A 22,427-nucleotide genomic window follows, 5' to 3' on the forward strand; every position below is an offset into this window, starting at 1 on the left:
GCAGTAGTTAGCCTGCAGTATTCAAAGGACTCCATATGGGGTCCTTTTTACTTGCCTTTGCAATTTCAGCCAAGATCTTCTCGTGTAGTTGAAGATCAGCAGCAGCAGCAGTAATGATTTTGAGATTCGTTGGCAAGGCTTTTGTGTGCCCTGAAGAATCTGCGCCTACCGTGTAGTCGATTAAATCAATTGAGAGATCCTCTTGACCTCTGGTCATGGCTACATAGACTTCGGCTAAAAGCTGGGCGTCTAATAAAGCACCGTGGAGGGTACGATGTTGATTGCTAATGGAGAAGCGCTCGCAAAGTGCATCTAAGGAATTGCGTTTGCCAGGGAACATCTGACGGGCATCGAGCAAAGTGTCTGTGACTTTAGACGCCAGATTTCGGAAGGGCGGACGCTTTAAAAGAGCGAATTCATTATCTAAAAAGCCCAAGTCAAAGGCAGCGTTATGAATCACAATTTCAGCACCATCAACAAACTCTATGAGCTGTTCAACAATATTGGCAAAGATGGGTTTGTCCGACAGAAATTCTCTGGATAAACCGTGCACCGCAAACGCACCCGCATCAATATCCCGCTCAGGATTGATGTAGTAATGAAAGGTTTTTTCAGTCAGGCGACGGCCTAGCATTTCCACGCAAGCAATTTCGATGATGCGATCACCAGTAGCGGGATTCAAACCCGTTGTTTCTGTATCTAGAATGACTTTACGCATTAGGTTCCTTCCAGTACTGAGGCCGGAATATCCATCGGACCATTGCCCGCATATTTATCGAGATAGAGGTAAATGACAGGCGTAATGATCAAGGTGACAAACTGAGAGAAAATCAAGCCGCCAGCAACGCTGATACCAAGCGGTTGGCGTAACTCTGCACCAGCACCTAAGCCGAGGGCAATGGGTAATGCACCCATCAAAGCGGCAATAGTGGTCATCATAATGGGGCGGAAACGTAAGATACAGGCTTCACGAATCGCCTTTTCGGGAGTCATACCTTGGTTACGCTGCGCATCTAATGCAAAGTCAATCATTAAAATTGCATTCTTCTTCACAATACCAATCAGCAGCAAGATGCCGATCGAAGCAACAACGGTGAGCTCAAAACCGAAGATGCGTAGGGACAAAATTGCGCCAATAGCTGCAGAAGGTAGACCTGCCAGAATAGTAAGGGGGTGGATATAGCTCTCATACAGAACCCCAAGCAAGACATAAATAACACCTAATGCAGCCAATAGCAAAATTATCTGACCGGATTGATTATCTTTAAATACGGCCGCATCGCCACCATAACTCGTGATGATAGAAGGCGGCAAATCAACTGCCTTAACAAAGCCATCGATTGCCTGAGTAGCATCCCCCAAGAAAACATCTGGAGCGAGGTTAAAAGAAATCGTTACTGCAGGGATCTGACCCTGGTGGTTTACGGCTGTAGGGCCCACAGTTCTGACAAAGCTCGCCAGACTGGATAGCGGAATTAATTTATCTGTCGCTCTACCGCGCACAAAGACCTTGTTCAAGTCCGTTTCAAATTGACGATCATCCTCTGCTGTTTCCAAAATAACGTAATAGGTATTTACAGGTGTATAGATGGTAGAAACCTGTCTCTCACCAAAGGAAGAATAGAGCGCAGTACGAATATCGGCGATGGAAACTCCTGCGCTGGCAGCTTTTTCCCGATCAATATCAATCCTGACATTTAAGCCTTTTAATTGCGAGTCGCTAGTGACATCTTTAAAAATGGGGTCAGCGCGCATTTTTTGTAACAATTTATCAGCCCATTCGTTCACGCCTTCAAAGCCAACACTTTGCAGGGTAAATTGATAGCGGCTTTTACTGCTTCGACCGCCTAGCTGTAAATTTTGTACGGGGCTCATGTAGACCTGAATGCCCGGAATTTCTTTGAACTTGGTTCTAAGCCCCTCCATAACCTTGCTCATTTTTTGGCGCTCATCCTTGGGCTTGAGAATGATAAAAAATCTCCCGGTATTGCGACCTGAACTTTGGCCACCGCCAAGAATGGAGATTGAGGTTGCCACATTGGGGTCACTATCCACAATTTTCGCAGCCTGCTCCTGCAAAGCCATCATTGTTTTGAAAGAGGTGTCTTCAGAAGCTTCTACAGTTACACGTAATTGACCAATATCTTCTTCCGGAAAGAACCCTTTGGGACTATAGACAAAAAGAGCGATGGTGATCACAAAACTTGCAATCGCCCCTAGCAATACTTTCCTTCTATTTACTAAGGCTAAATCTAAAAAGTGGACATACTTTTTTAAAGTCCATTCATATACGCGATCAAACTGCTTTGTGATTTCATATTCTTTTGGATGTTGACCGGGTTTGGGTAAAAAGCGGCTACATAACATTGGCACTACTGTTAATGAGACAAGCGCTGAGACCAAGATGGAGAGCGTTACTACAACGGCAAATTCTCTAAAGAGAAGGCCAATGGGACCAGCCATGAAAAATAGCGGAATAAATACTGCCACCAAAGATAGCGAGATTGAGATGATCGTAAAGCCAACCTCTTTACTACCTTTTAAAGCGGCTTTTAAGGGGTCCATACCTTCTTCAACATAGCGCATGATGTTTTCTAGCACCACGATTGCATCATCTACTACCAAGCCAACAGCAAGAGTGATACCTAGTAAGGAAATATTATTAAGGCTGTAGCCTAAAAAGTAGAAAACGAAAAATGCGCCGATCAGAGAAATCGGCAGACTAATAGATGGGATGACGGTGGCAGATAGATGCTTTAGGAATAGGAAGATAACTAAGACAACAAGTGCAATAGTTAGAAGCAAGGTCAGATTAACATCATGAATAGACTCAATAATCGAGAGCGAGCGGTCATTAAACAGTGTTAGCTGAATAGACTCAGGCATTTGCGCTTTAAGAGAAGGCAACAGTTTTTTAATGGAGTCAACCACTTCAACCGTATTAGCGTTTGGTTGGCGCAGAACAGCAATCGCTATGGAGCGCTCGCCATTTGCTGAGGCAAATGTCTTAACGTCTTCAAAGCTTTCTTGCACATCAGCTACATCTTTGAGATAAATCGGGTAGCCATTACGTTGGGCGACGATGAGGTTGCCAAATTCCTCAGCCTGAACTAGCTGTGGATTGGCATAAATGGTGATCAGTTGGCGAGGGCCATCAAGGGTTCCAATGGGACTATTGGTATTGGCCTTATTTAGCGCTGCGGCTACCTCATCCATGGTGATATTGCGATTACCCAAAGCATCTGGCCTCACACTCACTCGGACTGCATAACGCTTTGCTCCGTACACTATTACTTGTGATACCCCAGAAATAGTTGATAGGTTTGGAGACATCAGGTTCTCTGCATAAGCATTCATTTCAGAGAGGCTGATTGACGGAGAGCTCATGCGCACAATTAATACGGGTGTATCCGCAGGATTTATCTTTCGATACGAAGGCGGTATCGTCATTTCAATTGGTAAACGTCGCTGTGCCCGCAAGAGGGCGGCTTGAACATCTACAGCTGCTCTATCGATATCTCGGTCACTTGTAAATTCAAGGGTAACGCTCGTTGAACCAAGTGAGTTGGTAGAGCTAATGACTTTGATGCCATCAATCGTTGAAAATTCTTTTTCAAGCGGTAGCGCAACCGCCGAGGCCATAATTTCTGGTGAGGCGCCAGGCAAGCTCGCAGTTACAGAAATCACTGGTGTATTGAAACTAGGCAGGGCGGCTACTGGAATCTTAAAATACGCAACACTTCCAGCAATGACAGTTGCAATAGACAGTAATACCGTCATTACGGGACGTCTAATACATAGCTCAGAAAGCGTCATTTTGGTTCAGTGCTAGTAGTTTTATCAGCGGAGGCTGGACCCGATTTGGAGGATTTTGCTTCGCGTACTTTGCTGCCAGTGCGCAAATTCTGCTTACCTTCAACCACAATGCGATCACCAGAATTAATCCCAGTAATGACTGAGGTGCCCTGGTACTCATAGGGTACTTTCACCGGTTTTGCGGTGACCTTGTCGTCCTTATCAATAACATATACCAGGCGCCCATTAGGGCCAATGACAATTGCTTGAGTAGGAACGGCAATCACGTCTTTTAGGGTATTGGCATTGAGGGAGACGCGTGCAAATTGCCCAGGAAGTACTTCTAGCTTTTCGTTCGGGATTTGTGCTTTAACACGCACTGCGGCAATCAGTGGGTCTACTTGGTTATCGATCACCAAAACTTGACCCTCATAAGTATTTTTTCCGGTATCCCCAATAGTCACTTTAACCTTCAAAGGTGCATCATCCTTTTTATTTTCAAGAATGATGGGGATATCCTTTTCTGGAATGACGAATTGAACATTAATGGGGTTGAGTTGCGTGATTGTGACCATCGACCCTACGCTCGAGGTGGCAGTAGAGCTTGTTGCAGTTGTTACGACATTACTTGCTTGCACTAAAGAGCCGGGGAAGACGTTGATGATTCCGGCTCTGCCGTTAATTGGAGAGCGAATGGAGTCAAAGGAGAGTTGTACTTCGGCAGAACGTGCAGCAGCTTGTGCAGACTTGGAATTAGCAAGGGATGTCTCCAGGCCGGCCTTTGATATAAAGTTTTTGTCTACCAATTCTTTTGCGCGTAAGTATTGCTTTTGCGCATCATCAGCCAATGCTTTCAGTTTTTCATAATTGGCCTTGTCATTACGATCATCCAAGGTAAAAAGGAGTTGTCCTTCTTTAACTTCCTGACCATCCTTAATATGAATCTTAGCAACGGTATTTGTCACCATCGGACGAATATCTACAATGCTATTAGACACAGTCGTACCGGTAGCTTCAATGATGAGGGGCACATCTTTTTTCTCTACTACTACGCTAGTAATCACTTGAGGACCCCCAGCTTTTTTGCCAGCAGGGAAGACATAATCGTATGACTTCGATCCTGCATAAAGAACAATCAATACCAGCAAAATGCGCCACTTAAAACGAATGACAAAAGCCTTCGCTGTGGCGTAATTCATTTTCTTGAGTTGACTAATGTATTGGTTTGCTTGAGGGGAATACTTTTTCCAGAGGGCGCATAGACGTGCCATGCCCACATCTTTGATTTGCACTAATTTGGCAAGCAATGTATCCAGAGAAGATTCTATTTTTGACACAGTCTCGTTTTTCGTGGTTTTATAGGGTTTAAGCGCAGTTTTGCTGCTTTTTTGAGCTCGCCCATTCTCTCACAAGACCGCTAAAACGGTGTATCCAACGCTAAGCTTTCGCCTTAAGGTAAAAACTCCTCAACACCCTTATTTGCCAGCTGATCAGCCAGTTCATTGCCGGGATGGCCGTTATGACCTTTGACCCAATGCCAAGAGATGGCATGATCTGGCAGCAGGGCATCCAATTCTTGCCACAGGTCAGCATTTTTAACGGGGTCTTTGCTAGCCGTCTTCCAGCCCCTTTTTTTCCAACCCTCTAGCCACTCTGTCACCCCTTTTTGGACATATTGGGAGTCGGTCCAAAGTTCAACGCTGCTTCTTTGTTTCAGAGCCCGCAAAGCGAAAATAACGGCACTGAGCTCCATCCGGTTATTGGTTGTGAGTTTTTCTCCGCCATGGATGTGTTTTTCATGGCCGCCTGATCGCAGTACCGCACCCCAACCACCTGGGCCTGGATTTCCTTTGCAAGCTCCATCGGTATAAATCACGATATGCGGTGTGCTAGATGTTTTGTGTGAATGAGACATATTCTTAATTTACTGTGTCTTGAATTTCTTTAAGCTTGCTACGTTTGGCAGCGGGGCTTAATTGTTGAATCGCTGGCACGCGCACTGGTGCAATCTGACCAATCATGCGGATACCTTGATGACGCTTAATTGCCGACACCACAAACACCGCGCCAAATATAGGCCACCAACGATTCCCCATATGCTCCAAAAAATCCATGCGATTCATACTAGATATCCCTTGGAGGGGGAATTTATAACAACCAAAGTGGCCCCGATCTAAAGAAAAGTTGAGTAATTGCAGCCAATCTTTTACGCGAATGAGGCCAATAAATTGCCCATCACGCGGCAGATAGGGGCTGCCGATTAAGCGACTTAAATACTGTCTTGCGCCCCAAAGACTGGCTGGATTAAATCCCGAAATAATGAGACGACCTTCTGGTCGCAAGACCCGATCTACCTCACGCAAGATTTGATGGGGATCTGTCGCGAATTCCAGAACATGGGGTAGTACAACTAAATCCAGACTCTCATTCGCAAAGGGCAATTCGGAAGAGCTACCTTCAATTAAATGCCAATGGTATTTAGACGCGTATTCAAGGCTGTCATTAGAGTGAATCAGAATTGCCTGCATTGGCATACGGTTCTCACTCAGGGTATTGATTTGTGGCAGGCCAATTTGGACAGCATTAAAACCAAATACATCAGCGACGATTTGATCAAAGCATTTTTGCTCCCAGCCAAGAACATAGCGTCCTGGAGGTGATTGGAGCCATTTTTCCCATGAACTCCATGGGGGTGCAGGCATCTGGGAAGGGATGGGTGGGGTTGGTATCATCGGTTTATGGATAAGAATACTTTATTGCAAGTTTGGCCCATACCGGCCTTTGATGATAACTACATCTGGTGTATCCACGATGGAGAGTCTGCTTTAGTGGTCGACCCGGGGGATTCTGCACCAGTTCAGGACTACCTGCTCCAGAGTAGTTTGACGCTCAAGGGCATCTTGGTGACCCATCACCACCCTGACCATACTGGTGGAATACTCAAACTATTGCATCAATTTCCGGATATTCCAGTCTACGGCCCTGCAGGAGCTGATATTCCAGGGCGCACGATAGTTGCTATGGAGAATGACGAGATTGAGATTGCCGTTCCTCGCATCAGCTTAAAAGTCTTTGAAGTTCCAGGGCATACCTTGGACCATATTGCTTACTTTGCCAAGATTCAAGCCAGCCTTCCAGAGCCTATGCTGTTCTGTGGTGACACTTTATTTGCCTCCGGTTGCGGTCGTTTATTCGAGGGAACGCCCACGCAAATGACCCAGTCTTTGGCAAAGTTTGCGGCATTACCGAAAAATACCTTGGTGTTTTGCACACACGAGTACACCTTATCCAATATTCGCTTTGCTTTAGCGGTTGAGCCGAACAATCTCAATCTAATTTCTTGGGCTGAGAAGGCACAAGCATTGCGCGCGCAAGGATTACCAACCTTACCAACGACTATTGGCCAAGAACTGCAAGTAAATCCCTTTATGCGCTGTGACCAAGCAGAGGTTATTGCTGCAGCCAAAGAAGTGTCTGGTGAGCAAAATCTACCCACGCCTGCCCATGCGCTGGCTGTTATCCGGGCTTGGAAAGACCGTTTCTGATGCGTTTAGTTTTTGTATTTGTAGTAATGCTGCTTGCCGCCTTTCTTTCGGGATGCGCGAGCATGGGCGACTGGTCTTCAGATACACCGACCAAGGCCAATGCAAGATCCTCTAAAGCGACTCGCGTTAATCTGCAGAGCCAATCGGTTAGTAAAGTCTACGCACCGTCTGATAATTTATGGATTCGGATACGCGATGGCTTTCAGATGGAGCCTCTGAATAGTCCTTTAGAGATAGAGCAAGTCCGCTGGTTAAGTGCGCGACCTGACTATGTAAACCGTTCGATGACCCGCTCATCACGTTATTTGTTTTATATCGTGCAAGAAGTCAATGCCCGAAATATGCCCACTGAAATTGCACTGCTTCCTTTTGTAGAAAGTGCATTTGTGACGAATGCCAAATCCAGCGCAAAGGCTGTGGGCTTGTGGCAGTTTATGCCGGCAACTGGTAAAGACTTTCGCTTAACGCAAAACGTCTTTCGTGATGAGCGTCGCGATGTTTTGCAATCGACCGATGCTGCTTTGGATTATCTGCAACGACTCTATAAACAGTTTGGCAGTTGGGAGCTTGCATTGGCTGCTTATAACTGGGGTACTGGCAATATATTGAAGGCGCAGAAACGCAATGTAGCAGCAGGTCTGCCTACGGATTACGAGAGTTTGACCATGCCGCGCGAAACCCGCAATTATGTGCCCAAGCTCATGGCTTATCGCCAAATTGTTTTGGATCCTAAAGCTTACGGAATTGTTCTACCCGATCTGGAGAACCATCCTTATTTTGTAGCAGTTGATGTAGGCAGCGATATCGACGTTGCACTAGTGATTCAGTTAGCAGAAATCCCTGAAGATGAATTCCATAGCCTCAATCCCTCATTTAATAAACCAGTGATTTTGAGCAATGCCAATCAACAGATCCTCTTACCGTTTGCTCATGCCGAGATCTTTCAGGCCAACCTGAAGACTTACAACAAACCACTTTCTTCTTGGACAGCAGTGCAGGTCAGTAAAACGGAGAGCGTTGATCAGGTCTCTAAAACATTGGGCGTAGATGCCGATACCTTGAGAAGTATTAATGGCATTCCTAAAGGGATGCGTATTAAAGCTGGCTCTACTGTATTAATCCCGAAAACGAGCCGACGCCCAGGTGATGTCTCCACTGAAATGGCTGAAAATGCCAGCTTGAGCTTAGAAAAACCAGCCCCTCCAGCTGCTAAGTGTGCAAAACCCGCAAAAGGGCAGAAGACGGCTAAATGCGGCAGCTCAAAAAGTAGCAAAACAGCGGAAAAAGGCTCATCTAAGGGTAATTCTTCAGCGAAAAATGCTGCATCTCAGCATAAATCCGCATCGACAGGGCTTGCAATATCTGCGAAAAATACGAGTTCGGCTAACCCCAGTGTTAAAGGGGGGAGTAATAAACAGTAATTTCAGTCACTTTGTATATTCAAAATTAGGTTGATCCATGTCCTATAAAGCACATCACGAACGCTCAATAAAAGACCCAGATAGTTTCTGGGGTGAGCAGGCAAAGTTAATCCATTGGGAAAAGCCATTCGATACTGTTCTGAATTACGACAATCCACCATTCGCAAAATGGTTCGAAGGAGGTCTTACCAACCTCTGCTACAACGCAGTGGATCGCCATGCAAAAGAGCGGCCAGATCAAATTGCCCTAGTTGCCGTTTCCACAGAAACCAATCTAGAAAAAGCGTATACCTATAAAGAGCTCTACGAAGAAGTAAATCGGATGGCTGCTATTTATCAAGCCCATGGTATTCAAAAAGGCGATCGGGTTCTGATCTACATGCCGATGATTGCGGAAGCCTGTTTTGCAATGCTCGCTTGTGCACGGATTGGCGCAATTCATTCAGTGGTTTTTGGTGGCTTCGCTTCTCATAGTCTGGCATCTCGGATTGATGACGCCAAACCAAAAATGATTGTGACTGCAGAGGCAGGTATGCGTGGCGGCAAAGCGGTGCCCTATAAGCCACTCCTGGATGAAGCAATCACACTAGCAAGCTATAAGCCTAAAAAAGTACTGATTGTCAATCGCGGACTGACTGAGTTCACTGCGGTAGCTGGACGCGATTTAGATTACGCAAGCGAACGTCAAGCGCATTTGAACGCTATCGTTCCCATTGAATGGGTGGATGCAACCCATCCCTCCTACATTCTGTATACCTCAGGTACCACTGGCAAACCGAAAGGTGTGCAACGCGATACCGGCGGTTATGCAGTTGCTTTAATGTCCTCTATGAACCATATCTTCTGTGGCAAGGCTGGTGAAACCATGTTCACTACCTCAGATATCGGATGGGTAGTGGGTCACAGCTACATCATTTATGGTCCATTACTCAACGGCATGGCAACGATCATGTATGAAGGCACGCCATTGCGACCTGATGCAGGAATTTGGTGGCAGTTGGTTGAGAAGTACAAAGTCTCTGTGATGTTCTCGGCACCAACTGCAGTACGTGTTCTCAAAAAGCAAGACCCTGCTTTTTTGACTAAATATGATCTTTCATCATTGCGCGCTCTGTTCTTGGCGGGCGAGCCATTAGATGAGCCAACCGCAAGTTGGATTCATGATGCGATTAAAAAACCGATTGTGGATAACTACTGGCAAACAGAAACAGGTTGGCCGATGTTGGCAATTCAACGGGGTGTTGAAGTCATGCCGCATAAGTTTGGCTCACCAGGTGTGCCATCCTTTGGTTACAACATGAAACTATTGGATGACGCTACATCTGAAGAGTTAGGACCAGATCAAAAAGGGGTGATTGCCATCGAAGGCCCGTTGCCTCCAGGTTGCATGCAAACTGTTTGGGGTGATGACGAGCGCTTTGTCAGTACTTATTGGGACACGATTCCCGGTAAGTTGATCTACTCCACATTTGACTGGGGTATCAAAGATAAAGATGGTTACTTTTTTATCTTAGGCCGGACTGATGATGTGATTAATGTTGCAGGACACCGTCTTGGAACGCGGGAGATTGAAGAGAGTATCTCTGGGCATCCTAATGTTTCTGAAGTAGCTGTAGTTGGTATTGAAGACAAACTGAAAGGTCAGGCAGCTATTGCCTTCGTTATTCCTAAGGATGCCTCGAATATAAGCACCTTAGAAGCTGAGTGTATGAAGACCGTTGACACTACCTTGGGGGCTATTGCACGTCCTAGTCGCGTGTATGTAGTGACAGCCTTACCTAAAACCCGTTCTGGCAAGATCGTGCGTCGTGCATTACAAGCAGTAGCCGAAGGTCGCGACCCTGGTGATATCAGCACCATGGAAGACCAGACTGTTTTAGCTCAAATTCAGACCATTATTGAGGAACGCGCCAAGACATAAATTCCTGAAGGGCTAGCCTCAATCTACTTCCATTGACCAAGGACTGGAGGAGGCAGTAAGTTGCTAAGTGTATGGGGCGGGGCGTTCAAGGGTTTACGAGTAAAAATGGTATGATGACCAGGTTCAAAACTTAATTAATACCCTAGCGCTTAAAGACACTCACCTCCCGCATAAAGAAGCCCCGGGTTGGTATTTTTGGGGGTTTTGAGCGTCGGATGGAGCAGGGACTGGAGATGGTTTGTCACCCTTGCTTCCTTCTTTTCCCCCCGCCGTGTTGGCTCTAGCCGACGGCACATTATTTCTCGGTTTTAGTATTGGTGCCCCAGGCGAAACTACCGGCGAAGTCGTTTTTAATACCGCATTAACTGGATATCAAGAGATCATCACTGATCCAAGTTATGCACGTCAAATTGTTACCTTAACCTATCCTCATATCGGTAATGTCGGTGTGAATGCGCAGGACGCGGAGTCCGATCGAATTCATGCTGCAGGACTGGTGATTAAAGATTTGCCGAAGCGGGTATCCAATTTTCGCTCAGAGGGGACTTTAGATCATTACCTAAGAACTGCAGGCGTTCTTGGAATCGCCGGAATCGATACCCGTAAATTGACTCGCATCCTGCGGGATACCGGTGCGCAATCAGGGGCAATTGTTGCTGGAAAAGCCGGCGATGACTATGAGCTCATGGGTAAAAAAGCGCTTGAGCTTGCTAAAGCATTCCCTGGAATGTCTGGCTTAGATCTGGCAAAAGTTGTTACTACCCAGAAATCCTATGAATGGTGTGAAGCAGAATGGGATTTGCATGGCCCTGATGGCAAGCCAGCCTACCGAACATTCGATGGCAGTAAGCCAATCAAAAAAGTCGTTGCTTATGACTTTGGTGTGAAACGCAATATATTGCGCATGCTCACTGAGCGGGGTTGCGAGCTTACGGTAGTACCTGCACAAACGAGCGCTACTGAAGTCTTAGCAATGAAGCCAGATGGTGTATTTTTCTCAAATGGCCCTGGAGATCCTGGACCCTGTGATTACGCAATCGCTGCCGCGAAAGAAATTATAGAAAAAGGCATTCCTACATTCGGCATCTGTTTAGGGCATCAAATTATGGGCCTTGCGGCAGGCGCTAAAACATTGAAGATGAAGTTTGGTCATCATGGCGCAAATCACCCAGTGAAAGACTTAGATACCGGGCGCGTGGCGATTACTTCTCAGAATCACGGCTTTGCTGTCGACTCAAATACCTTGCCAGACAACTTGCGCGTGACACATGTTTCTTTGTTTGATGGCTCATTGCAAGGTTTGGCTTGGAAAGATAAGCCAGCACTGTGTTTTCAAGGACATCCTGAGGCCTCACCAGGCCCTCATGACATTGCCTATTTATTTGATCGTTTTGTGGAGCTGATGAATGCTAGCAATAAAGGAGGCAAATAATGCCTAAGCGTAGCGACATTCAGAGCATCTTGATTATTGGTGCAGGCCCCATTGTGATTGGGCAGGCTTGTGAGTTTGACTATTCTGGAGCGCAGGCCTGCAAAGCGTTGCGCGATGAGGGATATAAAGTCATTCTGGTCAATAGCAATCCAGCAACCATCATGACCGACCCAGAAATGGCAGATGTGACTTACATTGAGCCGATTACCTGGGAAGTGGTAGAGCGCATTATTGCGACTGAGAAACCCGATGCGATTTTGCCAACCATGGGTGGACAAACTGCCCTTAATTGCGCTTTAGATCTGCATCGTCATGGCGTATTAGAAAAATACGGCTGTGAATTAATTGGGGCATCACCAGAAGCAATTGATAAAGCCGAAGATCGCCAGAAATTTAAAGAGGCGATGACCAAAATTGGTCTGGGCTCAGCAAAATCGGGCATTGCCCATTCCTTGGATGAAGCACTTGAAGTGCAGCAGCAAATTCAGTTGCAGACTGGTAGCGCTGGTTTCCCAGTAGTGATTCGTCCTTCATTCACCATGGGTGGATCCGGCGGCGGAATTGCATACAACCGTGAAGAGTTTGAAGAAATCTGCAAACGCGGTTTGGATTTATCCCCAACCCGTGAACTCTTGATTGAAGAGTCTCTCTTAGGTTGGAAAGAATTTGAGATGGAAGTGGTGCGTGATCGCAACGATAACTGCATCATTGTGTGTTCAATCGAAAATCTAGACCCGATGGGTGTGCATACCGGTGACTCGATTACGGTTGCTCCTGCGCAAACACTAACTGATAAAGAATATCAAATCATGCGCAATGCATCGATTGCAGTTCTGCGTGAAATTGGGGTAGATACTGGCGGATCAAACGTACAGTTCTCGATCAACCCAGTTGATGGGCGCATGATCGTGATTGAAATGAATCCACGGGTCTCCCGTTCATCTGCATTAGCCTCGAAAGCAACTGGTTTTCCAATTGCAAAGATCGCTGCTAAGTTAGCTATTGGTTATACCTTGGATGAACTCAAGAATGACATTACTGGTGGTGCCACTCCCGCTTCTTTTGAGCCTTCAATTGACTATGTTGTCACAAAGATTCCCCGTTTTGCCTTTGAGAAATTCCCGCAAGCGGATTCTCGTTTAACAACGCAGATGAAGTCAGTCGGCGAAGTGATGGCGATTGGTCGTACCTTTCAAGAGTCTTTCCAAAAAGCGCTGCGTGGTCTTGAAGTCGGTGTTGATGGCTTAGATGAATTTTCTACTGATTTAGATGACATCATTCAAGAGATCAATGAGCCTGGACCAGACCGCATTTGGTTTCTGGCGGATGCCTTCCGGATGGGTATGGGCTTAGACGAGATCTATAACGAAAGCAAAATTGACCCTTGGTTTCTGGAGCAGATTGAAGAACTGATTACGATCGAAACGGAACTCAAGTTACGCAAGATCGACAGTCTTTCAGCACAAGAATTGCGCTTTGTTAAGCAAAAAGGTTTTTCAGATCGCCGTTTAGCCAAATTACTCGGTATAGATGCTGAGTCAGTGCGCGCTGCACGCCATCGCCTCAAAGTAGTTCCAGTTTACAAACGGGTTGATACCTGTGCGGCTGAGTTCGCTACCAATACTGCGTACTTGTACTCCACATATGAAGCAGAGCATGGTGAATGCGAATCAAACCCCACCCATAAAGACAAGATCATGGTTTTGGGTGGTGGTCCAAACCGCATTGGTCAAGGTATTGAGTTCGACTACTGTTGTGTGCATGCTGCTCTAGCATTGCGGGATGATGGTTATGAAACCATCATGGTCAATTGCAACCCTGAAACCGTTTCTACTGACTACGATACGTCTGATCGCTTGTACTTTGAGCCATTGACTCTAGAGGATGTCTTAGAAATCGTTGCTAAAGAGAAACCCAAGGGTGTGATTGTTCAGTATGGTGGTCAAACTCCGTTGAAGCTGGCTTTAGATCTTGAGCGAAATGGCGTGCCGATTATCGGTACCTCACCGGATATGATTGATGCCGCAGAAGATCGCGAACGCTTCCAGAAGTTATTGCAGGACTTGGGTTTACGTCAACCGCCAAACCGCACTGCACGCACTGAAGAAGAGGCGCTTGTTCTTGCTGAAGAAATTGGATATCCCTTGGTCGTACGCCCTTCTTATGTATTGGGTGGTCGCGCTATGGAAATCGTGCATGATGGCCGTGACTTAGAGCGCTATATGCGTGAAGCAGTGAAAGTTTCACATGATTCTCCAGTGCTCTTGGACCACTTCCTCAATGATGCTATTGAGTGTGATGTGGATTGCATCAGTGATGGTAGCCAGGTCTTTATTGGTGGTGTGATGGAGCATATCGAGCAGGCTGGTGTTCACTCAGGTGACTCTGCTTGTTCATTGCCACCCTATTCTTTATCTGATACTACTGTCGAAGAAATCAAGCGTCAAACTGCCTTGATGGCTAAAGGGCTCAATGTGATTGGCTTAATGAATGTCCAGTTTGCGATTCAAAATGTAGACGGTAAGGATGTCATCTATGTATTAGAGGTCAATCCACGTGCTTCACGTACCGTGCCATTTGTTTCTAAGGCAACCGGTTTACAGTTGGCGAAGATTGCAGCACGCTGTATGGTTGGTCAAACACTCGCACAGCAAGGTATTCAGGCAGAAGTGAAGCCACCATACTTCTCAGTCAAAGAAGCGGTATTCCCATTTAATAAGTTCCCGGGTATTGATCCTATTCTTGGGCCAGAGATGCGCTCGACTGGTGAAGTCATGGGGGTTGGCAAAACTTTTGGCGAGGCTCTGTTCAAATCCCAATTGGGTGCTGGCATCAAACTACCCAAGAGTGGCACTGTGCTCTTAACAGTAAAAGATAGCGATAAGCCCAAAGCCATTGAAGTGGCTAAACTCCTGCATCAATTAGGTTTCCCTATGGTGGCCACGAAGGGGACTGCCGCTGCCATTGAAGCCGCTGGTTTACCAGTGAGGATAGTCAATAAAGTAAAAGACGGCCGTCCTCATATTGTGGATTTCATCAAAAACGGGGAGATTTCCCTAGTATTTACTACCGTGGATGAAACCCGTACGGCAATTGCAGACTCTCGATCGATTCGAACCACTGCTCAAGCGAATGGCGTAACCTACTACACGACCATTAGCGCTGCACGTGCGGTAATGGATGGTTTGTTGGCTTCACAAAACGGTAGTAAAGAGTCCTTAGAGGTGTATTCCTTACAGGATTTACATCGTAAGCTCATTTAATCTAGAATTGCTATTTATACGCGCAATTCAGTGCATGAATTTAAGTTAGGTCAGCAGTATGAGCTCAATTCCCATTACCAAACGTGGTGCAGAACTTCTCAAAGAGGAGTTGCACCGCCTTAAACACGTTGAACGTCCTTCAGTGATCAATGCGATTTCTGAAGCGCGTGCCCAAGGCGATCTTTCAGAAAATGCTGAATATGATGCCGCTAAAGAAAAGCAAGGCTTTATCGAAGGCCGTATTCAAGAACTAGAAGGCAAGTTGTCTGCTGCGCAAATCATCGATCCATCCGCTTTAGATGTTGCTGGTCGGATCGTGTTTGGTGCGACTGTCGATTTAGAAGATCTAGAGGACGGCACCAAGCTTACTTATCAGATTGTCGGTGATGATGAAGCAGATATTGCTTTGAACAAGATTTCCATTAGCTCGCCAATTGCCCGTGCATTAATTAGCAAGGAAGAGGGTGATGTGGTTGCCGTCCAAGCTCCAGGTGGCAATCGTCAAGTCGAGATTCTGGCTGTTCGTTATATCTAAGTAGTACTTCAAGATAGAGCTTATGCAGATCTCAGATGCTTCAACTCACTCTGGAGCGCAAAGATTATTTATCCTGCTTGCTGGATTATGGGTAGGAAGCCTTCTGACGGTTGGCTATCTTGTTGCTCCCGCCATCTTCAATACCCTTACAGATCGCCAAGTTGCCGGCATGGTTGCGGGTAGTGTCTTTAAGGTCGAGGCCTATTTAAGTACGATTGTGTGTATTGCGCTCATGGTGTTAGCCAACCTACTGGTTACTCGTGGTTTAAGACAGTACAAAGTGATTCGCTTGATTCTGTTGGGCATGTTGCTCTGTTCTGTAGCAGCCTCATTTGTTTTTATCCCGTGGATGAATACCCTTCGTGATCAAGCCTTAATGCAAGGCATGCCGGTGATGCTCTCACCCTCTGCAGAGATATTTAGTAAATTGCACGGTGCCTCTAGCATAGTCTTTATGCTCCAAAGTGCATTAGGACTTTATTTGGTCTGGCGCCTCACTAAACCTGCGCATTAAAAAACGCCGACTAGCGGCGTTCTTTTGAAGTTCCCACGTTTACGAGCCTAGCGACTTTTTCTTAGTACTGCTCATACGCACTTTCCGTTTTTTAATCGGAGCAGGTGCAGCTGCAGCTTTGCGATAGCCTGGTGATGACCAACCAATTTTGGATTCTGCTGCTTCCGAACGTAGTACTCTTTTCTTAGGGCTTGCAGACTTCACTGCTGCAGCACGAGCGAAGGGCGCCTTGTTGGAAGCGGAGCGACGGTCTGATCTTTCTGAGGTGCTGGTACGAACACCTGCTTTTGCTGGTGCGCGATTGGGTTGTCGTTTTGTGCGTGGCGCCTGTAGTGACTTCTTGGTCTGCTTAGCAGATCTGCCTAAATTAGAAAAGGCTTCATCAACAATATCTTTCGGTTTCCAAAGCACAAGCAATTTACCAATGTGCTGAACCGGTGCAGCGTTTAATTTGTCGCATAGCTCTTCATAGATTGCAATGCGAGCATCCCGGTCATCACCAAAGACACGGATCTTAATTAAGCCATGATGGCTAATTGCAAGCTTGGCTTCTTTAACAACAGCTAGTGTTAAACCATCCCCACCAATCATGACTACCGGACTTAAGTCATGGGCATCGGCTTTAAGGGATTTACGTTGTGCGGGGGTAATAGTGAGTGCAGTCATGGGCCTGATGATAGAGCATTGGTGGTTTAAAAAGCCTAATTCGGGCTGATTTGCGCGGTTTTGTATCGATTCCTTTTGCTTTAGAGTGCGGAAACTAGGAAAATGTAGGACGAAAGTGGGTAAGTTGTGGCGAAGAATAAATTTAATAAAAGTTGGTTACAGGATCATTTAACAGATCCCTATGTGAAGATGGCTCAGAAAGAGGGTTATCGCGCTAGAGCGGTTTACAAACTCAGCGAAATTGACCAGCAAGATCAGCTCATTAAAGCGGGTATGACGATTATCGACCTTGGCAGTGCGCCGGGAAGTTGGTCTCAGTACGTGCGTAATCGTCTAACCGAGCTTGGGAAAAGCAATCCCAAAATTGAGTCTGGCAAACCGGACGGTCAGATTATCGCAATTGATATCTTGCCGATGGAGGATATTGCCGATGTGAGCTTCATCCAAGGCGACTTCCGTGAGGATGAGGGACTTGCAGCATTGAAGGCCCTGTTACCAAAAGAAGCAGAAGGTAAGGTAGACCTCGTCCTATCGGATATGGCCCCGAACTTGTCTGGGGTTGGGGTAGCTGATTCTGCCAGAATGGCTTTTTTGGCAGAGATTGCCTTAGATTTTGCGACAGAGCATTTAAAGCCCGAGGGCGCTTTACTGATCAAGTGTTTTAACGGCAGTGGCTATAGCCAAATTGTGGAATCGTTTAAAAAAGTGTTTAAAACAGTCGCCTCAAGAAAGCCTAAAGCTTCTCGAGCGAAGTCTTCAGAGATCTTCCTTTTAGGAAGAAATCTCAAGCCACCCAAATAAATAGGGTGTTTTTTGCTGAAATTGGCCTAAAACTCCTTAATAACCCACAATATAGAGGGGGTTTATGAAATATATCCGTCATTCGCTCTTGAAAAAGGGTGGTAGTAGAATCAAATACTTAGGTATAGCAACCTGCTTTAACTCCTGGATGAATCCAGAAAAGGAAAGAATTTGAACAGCAATATGTTCCAAAAAATCGGTGTGTGGCTCATTGTGGGCTTGGTGCTTTTCACTGTTTTCAAACAGTTCGATAAGCCTAAGGACCAGACTGCGGTCACGTATTCCCAATTCATGGATGACGCCAAGGCAGGAAAAGTGAAGCGCGTAGATGTGCAAGGTCGCACATTACAAGTAACACCTGCTGACGGAAATAAATACTCCATCATCTCTCCGGGTGATATCTGGATGGTTGGTGACTTAATGAAATACGGCGTTCAGGTAACGGGTAAGGCAGACGATGAACCCAATATGTTGGTTTCTGCTTTGTACTATTTAGGACCCACATTATTAATTATTGGTTTTTGGTTCTTCATGATGCGCCAGATGCAGGGTGGTGGCAAAGGCGGAGCGTTCTCATTCGGCAAATCAAAAGCACGCCTGATTGATGAGAATAGCAATACAGTCACTTTTGCTGATGTTGCTGGTTGCGATGAAGCAAAAGAAGAAGTCTTTGAATTAGTCGAATTTTTGAAAGATCCCCAAAAGTTTCAAAAACTGGGTGGTCGCATTCCGCATGGCGTCCTTCTTGTTGGGCCTCCGGGAACCGGTAAAACTTTATTAGCACGTGCTATTGCGGGTGAAGCTAAAGTACCTTTCTTCTCGATTTCTGGTTCTGATTTCGTTGAGATGTTTGTGGGTGTTGGTGCATCACGCGTTCGGGATATGTTCGAGAACGCCAAGAAGAATTCTCCTTGCATCATCTTTATTGATGAGATTGATGCAGTTGGTCGTCATCGTGGTGCGGGTATGGGCGGTGGTAATGATGAGCGCGAGCAAACTCTCAATCAAATGCTAGTTGAGATGGATGGTTTTGAAAGTAATAGCGGCGTGATTGTGGTTGCTGCCACCAATCGTTCCGATGTCTTGGATAAAGCACTCTTGCGTCCAGGCCGTTTTGACCGTCAAGTTCATGTGGGTTTGCCTGACATTCGTGGTCGTGAACAAATCTTGCATGTGCATATGCGTAAGGTGCCAATTGATCCTGATGTCGATGCTGCTGTTTTAGCTCGCGGTACTCCAGGATTCTCGGGTGCTGACTTGGCTAACTTGGTGAATGAGTCTGCCTTATTTGCTGCGCGTCGAAATAAACGGGCGGTGGATATGAAAGACTTTGAGGACGCTAAAGATAAGATCTACATGGGCCCGGAGCGCAAGTCCGCTGTGATGCGTGAAGAAGAGCGTCGCAATACGGCTTATCACGAGTCAGGTCATGCTGTTGTAGCGAAGGTGCTACCGAAGGCAGATCCGGTTCATAAAGTCACCATCATGCCGCGCGGCATGGCATTGGGCGTAACTTGGCAATTGCCTGAGTTTGATCGTGTCAATCTCTATAAAGATCGCATGTTGGAAGAGTTGGCGATTTTGTTTGGTGGCCGTGCTGCTGAAGAAGTTTTTTTACACTCCATGAGTACTGGTGCATCAAATGACTTTGAGCGTGCTACCAAAATGGCGCGCGATATGGTGACTCGTTACGGCATGAGCGATAGCTTGGGAACCATGGTGTATGTCGATACTGAATCAGAAAGCATCTTCGGTCGCAATAGCACTAAAACCGTTTCTGAGTTAACCCAGCAAAAAGTCGATTTTGAAATTCGTACGCTGATTGATAGTCAGTACGCTTTGGCTAGATCCATCCTCGAAGAAAATCGCGACAAGGTTGAAGCCATGGTTGCCGCTTTACTCGAATGGGAAACGCTGGATGCTGACCAGATTACCGACATCATGGAAGGGCGCCCACCTCGCACTCCAAAACCTCCACCTGCAACCCAGTTTGGAAATTCTGCTGGTACACCAGGCCCAGCTCCTGGCGGCGCTCCGGCAACAGCTTAAGCTTAAACCCGCTACGCTTTGATGAAGCTACCAGGCATTCAAGAAATGCCCACAACATGGCGTTGTGGGCGTTTTCTTTTTGACTTCACTAAACGTCAATATCCCATCGTCATGGGGATTCTGAATGCGACCCCAGATTCATTTTCAGATGGGGGGATGTTTAGAACATCGCAGGATGCGATAGCTCAAGCGGAGCGCATGATAGCCAATGGCGTTGACTTGATTGATATCGGTGGTGAATCAACCAGGCCAGGCGCAGAGCCAGTAGCCTTGCAGGAAGAGCTCGATCGCGTACTGCCAGTGATTGAAGCACTTAAAAATTGTGGCGTGGCTTTATCCATCGATACCTATAAAGCGGAGACCATGCGCCAAGCGTTGCATGCAGGAGTTGATTGCGTCAATGATGTTTGGGCATTAAGGCAAGAGGGTGCGGTTAATGCAGTCTTAGAAAATAGCAATTGCGGTATTGTTTTAATGCACATGCAACGTGATCCACTGACGATGCAATTTGATCCTGAATATCAAGACGTCATTGCAGAGGTATCCTTATTTTTACAGGAACGTGCCCAAGCTCTCATCGCTGTGGGGGTCAATGCTAATCGAATTGCGTTAGATCCCGGATTTGGTTTCGGTAAAAGCCTTGAGCACAATCTCAATATGTTAAAAAACTTTGCTGCCTTTTCAAGCTTGGGATTTCCAGTATTGGCAGGCATCTCTCGAAAATCGATGCTAGGCAAACTCACCGGCAAGGACACCAATGAGCGTATAGCGCCAAGCGTAGCAGCAGCTATCATGGCCGCTGACCGTGGCGCAAGAATCGTCCGCGTACACGATGTACCCGAGACGGTCGACGCATTTAAACTTTGGGGGGCTATTCAAGCCTAGCTTAGCTCTCAGTTTTATAATGACTAATATGAAAAAACACTATTTTGGAACTGATGGCATTCGAGGTGAAGTAGGGCAATTTCCGATTGTTCCTGAATTCATGACACGCTTAGCTTATGCCGCAGGCAAAGTATTAACTAAAAATAGTCAATCCGGTGAGCGCTGTAAAGTTCTGATCGGTAAAGACACGCGGGTGTCTGGTTATTTATTAGAAGCGGCTTTAGAGGCAGGCTTTGCTGCTGCTGGTGTTGATGTGATGTTGTGTGGACCCATGCCAACCCCTGGGGTTGCTTATCTCACCAAAGCCTTGCGCTTATCTGCTGGGGTTGTGATATCTGCATCACACAATCCTTATCAAGATAATGGCATCAAATTTTTCTCAGCTAATGGCGACAAGCTATCCGATGACTTTGAATTTGCAATTGAAGCAGAGCTAGAAAAGCCGATAGGCTGCGTCAGCTCACTAGAGCTGGGCAAAGCATTTCGTTTAGATGACGCTGCTGGACGTTATATTGAGTTTTGTAAATCTACTTTTCCGGGTGACTTAAATCTAAAAGGTTTAAAACTGGTGGTGGATTGCGCTAACGGCGCCGCTTATCACATTGCCCCTCGCGTATTTCATGAACTGGGCGCTGAAGTCATTTCTATCGGCGTCAATCCTGATGGGCGCAATATTAATGAGGGCTGTGGTGCTACGGCCCCAGCTACATTGATAGCTAAAGTTAAAGAAGAAAATGCAGACATCGGTATTGCGCTTGATGGCGATGCGGATCGCTTGCAAATGGTTGATGCTACCGGCCGCTTATTTAATGGTGACGAACTACTCTATGTGCTTGCCAAAGATCGATTAGAGCGCGGGCAAGCCATTGGTGGTGTGGTGGGTACTTTGATGACCAATCTGGCGGTTGAGCACGCTATTAAGGGCCTAGGTATTGAATTTGAGCGTGCCAATGTGGGTGATCGTTATGTTTTAGAACTCCTCAAGCAAAAGCAATGGCTCATTGGAGGCGAGGGCTCAGGTCATTTACTTTGCTTAGATAAGCACTCTACCGGGGACGGCATCATTGCAGCCCTGCAAATACTCGCTGCGATGAGTCAAAATAAAAAGAGTCTTGCTCAACTGTTGGAGAAAGTGAAGATTTTTCCGCAAGTTCTTCTGAATATCAAATTTAAGCCTGGTTACGACTGGAAACAAGATGAGAAGTTGCAGAAGCAGATCGGCAAAGTGACGACAGATCTTCAAGATATTGGTAGGGTACTGATTCGGGCATCTGGTACTGAACCGCTACTGCGGGTGATGGTGGAGACTAAGGATGCTGATATGGCGATGAGTTCCGCTAAAAGCATTGCTGATTTAGTGCCTACCGCCTAAGGCTAATTGATCTCGCCTCAATCCTTTACCTTGTTTGACCACGTCCTCGATCTAAGCACTTTCTTAATCTTCTTTTGAGCTAGGTATTGCCAGATCAGTCTCTTCTGCAAAAGAGACTTGGTTTCCCATTGGGAGTCTTTACTTATTGCCTTTTCTTGATTGTCATTCTGTTCTTTATCCATACAGACCTCGAGAACATTGCAAATTGGTTACCTATGGGCTGTTAGT

General features: G+C 46.3%; 17 protein-coding genes. 11 read left to right on the forward strand and 6 right to left on the reverse strand.

What is annotated here, in order from left to right; translation table 11 throughout:
• Window positions 1-7 precede the first annotated feature (7 nt).
• The 5 genes from dnaQ to ICN45_RS00700 form a co-directional block, all read right to left on the reverse strand.
• Complete coding sequence (dnaQ, locus tag ICN45_RS00680; protein WP_216172055.1) at window positions 8-718, reverse strand: DNA polymerase III subunit epsilon; 711 nt, start codon at window positions 716-718, stop codon at window positions 8-10.
• Window positions 718-3,816 carry an efflux RND transporter permease subunit gene (locus tag ICN45_RS00685; protein WP_216172057.1) on the reverse strand — a complete coding sequence of 1,033 codons (3,099 nt, stop codon included), beginning with the start codon at window positions 3,814-3,816 and terminating at the stop codon, window positions 718-720. The genes dnaQ and ICN45_RS00685 overlap by 1 nt, the downstream gene beginning before the upstream one ends.
• Window positions 3,813-5,132 (reverse strand): efflux RND transporter periplasmic adaptor subunit, encoded by a 1,320-nt coding sequence (locus ICN45_RS00690; protein ID WP_216172059.1) that lies wholly within the window; start codon window positions 5,130-5,132, stop codon window positions 3,813-3,815. Before ICN45_RS00690 ends, ICN45_RS00685 begins: the two co-directional genes overlap by 4 nt.
• 113 nt (window positions 5,133-5,245) lie before the next feature.
• Window positions 5,246-5,710, reverse strand: coding sequence for a ribonuclease HI (gene rnhA / locus ICN45_RS00695; protein ID WP_216172061.1), 465 nt, complete (start codon window positions 5,708-5,710; stop codon window positions 5,246-5,248).
• A gap of 4 nt (window positions 5,711-5,714) precedes the next feature.
• The gene (locus ICN45_RS00700) at window positions 5,715-6,497 is read right to left on the reverse strand and encodes a class I SAM-dependent methyltransferase (protein WP_255531028.1); all 783 of its coding nucleotides are present in this window, start codon (window positions 6,495-6,497) and stop codon (window positions 5,715-5,717) included.
• Between the two features lie 36 nt (window positions 6,498-6,533).
• On the opposite strand from ICN45_RS00700, the gene gloB reads away from it, so the two are divergent.
• The 7 genes from gloB to ICN45_RS00735 all read left to right on the forward strand — a co-directional run bounded on the left by gloB (window position 6,534) and on the right by ICN45_RS00735 (window position 16,426).
• A complete protein-coding gene (gene gloB, locus ICN45_RS00705) occupies window positions 6,534-7,340 on the forward strand; it encodes a hydroxyacylglutathione hydrolase (protein WP_216172065.1) in 807 nt (268 codons plus the stop codon).
• A complete protein-coding gene (locus ICN45_RS00710) occupies window positions 7,340-8,761 on the forward strand; it encodes a transglycosylase SLT domain-containing protein (protein WP_216172067.1) in 1,422 nt (473 codons plus the stop codon). Before gloB ends, ICN45_RS00710 begins: the two co-directional genes overlap by 1 nt.
• A gap of 37 nt (window positions 8,762-8,798) precedes the next feature.
• Window positions 8,799-10,682, forward strand: a complete 1,884-nt coding sequence (locus tag ICN45_RS00715) for a propionate--CoA ligase (protein WP_216172069.1) — start codon at window positions 8,799-8,801, stop codon at window positions 10,680-10,682.
• A gap of 247 nt (window positions 10,683-10,929) precedes the next feature.
• Window positions 10,930-12,114 carry a glutamine-hydrolyzing carbamoyl-phosphate synthase small subunit gene (gene carA / locus ICN45_RS00720; protein ID WP_216172071.1) on the forward strand — a complete coding sequence of 395 codons (1,185 nt, stop codon included), beginning with the start codon at window positions 10,930-10,932 and terminating at the stop codon, window positions 12,112-12,114.
• Window positions 12,114-15,377 carry a carbamoyl-phosphate synthase large subunit gene (gene carB / locus ICN45_RS00725; RefSeq protein WP_216172073.1) on the forward strand — a complete coding sequence of 1,088 codons (3,264 nt, stop codon included), beginning with the start codon at window positions 12,114-12,116 and terminating at the stop codon, window positions 15,375-15,377. Before carA ends, carB begins: the two co-directional genes overlap by 1 nt.
• Window positions 15,378-15,435: 58 nt before the next feature.
• On the forward strand, window positions 15,436-15,912 hold the full coding sequence (gene greA, locus ICN45_RS00730) for a transcription elongation factor GreA (RefSeq protein WP_216172074.1): 477 nt from the start codon (window positions 15,436-15,438) through the stop codon (window positions 15,910-15,912).
• A 22-nt stretch (window positions 15,913-15,934) separates the two neighbouring features.
• Window positions 15,935-16,426, forward strand: coding sequence for a DUF4149 domain-containing protein (locus tag ICN45_RS00735; RefSeq protein WP_216172076.1), 492 nt, complete (start codon window positions 15,935-15,937; stop codon window positions 16,424-16,426).
• A gap of 39 nt (window positions 16,427-16,465) precedes the next feature.
• Here ICN45_RS00735 and ICN45_RS00740 read toward each other — a convergent pair whose 3' ends face one another.
• A complete protein-coding gene (locus ICN45_RS00740) occupies window positions 16,466-17,092 on the reverse strand; it encodes a YhbY family RNA-binding protein (RefSeq protein ID WP_216172078.1) in 627 nt (208 codons plus the stop codon).
• Between the two features lie 126 nt (window positions 17,093-17,218).
• Here ICN45_RS00740 and ICN45_RS00745 point away from each other — a divergent pair, with 126 nt between their 5' ends.
• From ICN45_RS00745 to glmM, 4 genes are all read left to right on the forward strand, one after another.
• Window positions 17,219-17,893: an RlmE family RNA methyltransferase gene (locus ICN45_RS00745; protein ID WP_216172080.1), complete on the forward strand. Its 675-nt coding sequence runs from the start codon at window positions 17,219-17,221 to the stop codon at window positions 17,891-17,893.
• 171 nt (window positions 17,894-18,064) lie between these two features.
• Window positions 18,065-19,942, forward strand: a complete 1,878-nt coding sequence (gene ftsH / locus ICN45_RS00750) for an ATP-dependent zinc metalloprotease FtsH (protein ID WP_216172082.1) — start codon at window positions 18,065-18,067, stop codon at window positions 19,940-19,942.
• A 21-nt stretch (window positions 19,943-19,963) separates the two neighbouring features.
• Window positions 19,964-20,827, forward strand: coding sequence for a dihydropteroate synthase (folP, locus tag ICN45_RS00755; RefSeq protein ID WP_255531029.1), 864 nt, complete (start codon window positions 19,964-19,966; stop codon window positions 20,825-20,827).
• Window positions 20,828-20,855: 28 nt separating this feature from the next.
• Window positions 20,856-22,199, forward strand: a complete 1,344-nt coding sequence (glmM, locus tag ICN45_RS00760) for a phosphoglucosamine mutase (protein ID WP_216172084.1) — start codon at window positions 20,856-20,858, stop codon at window positions 22,197-22,199.
• The last annotated feature ends 228 nt before the right edge of the window (window positions 22,200-22,427 follow it).

It is taken from the genome of Polynucleobacter alcilacus (assembly GCF_018881545.1).
GTDB classification, from domain to species: Bacteria; Pseudomonadota; Gammaproteobacteria; order Burkholderiales; family Burkholderiaceae; genus Polynucleobacter; species Polynucleobacter alcilacus.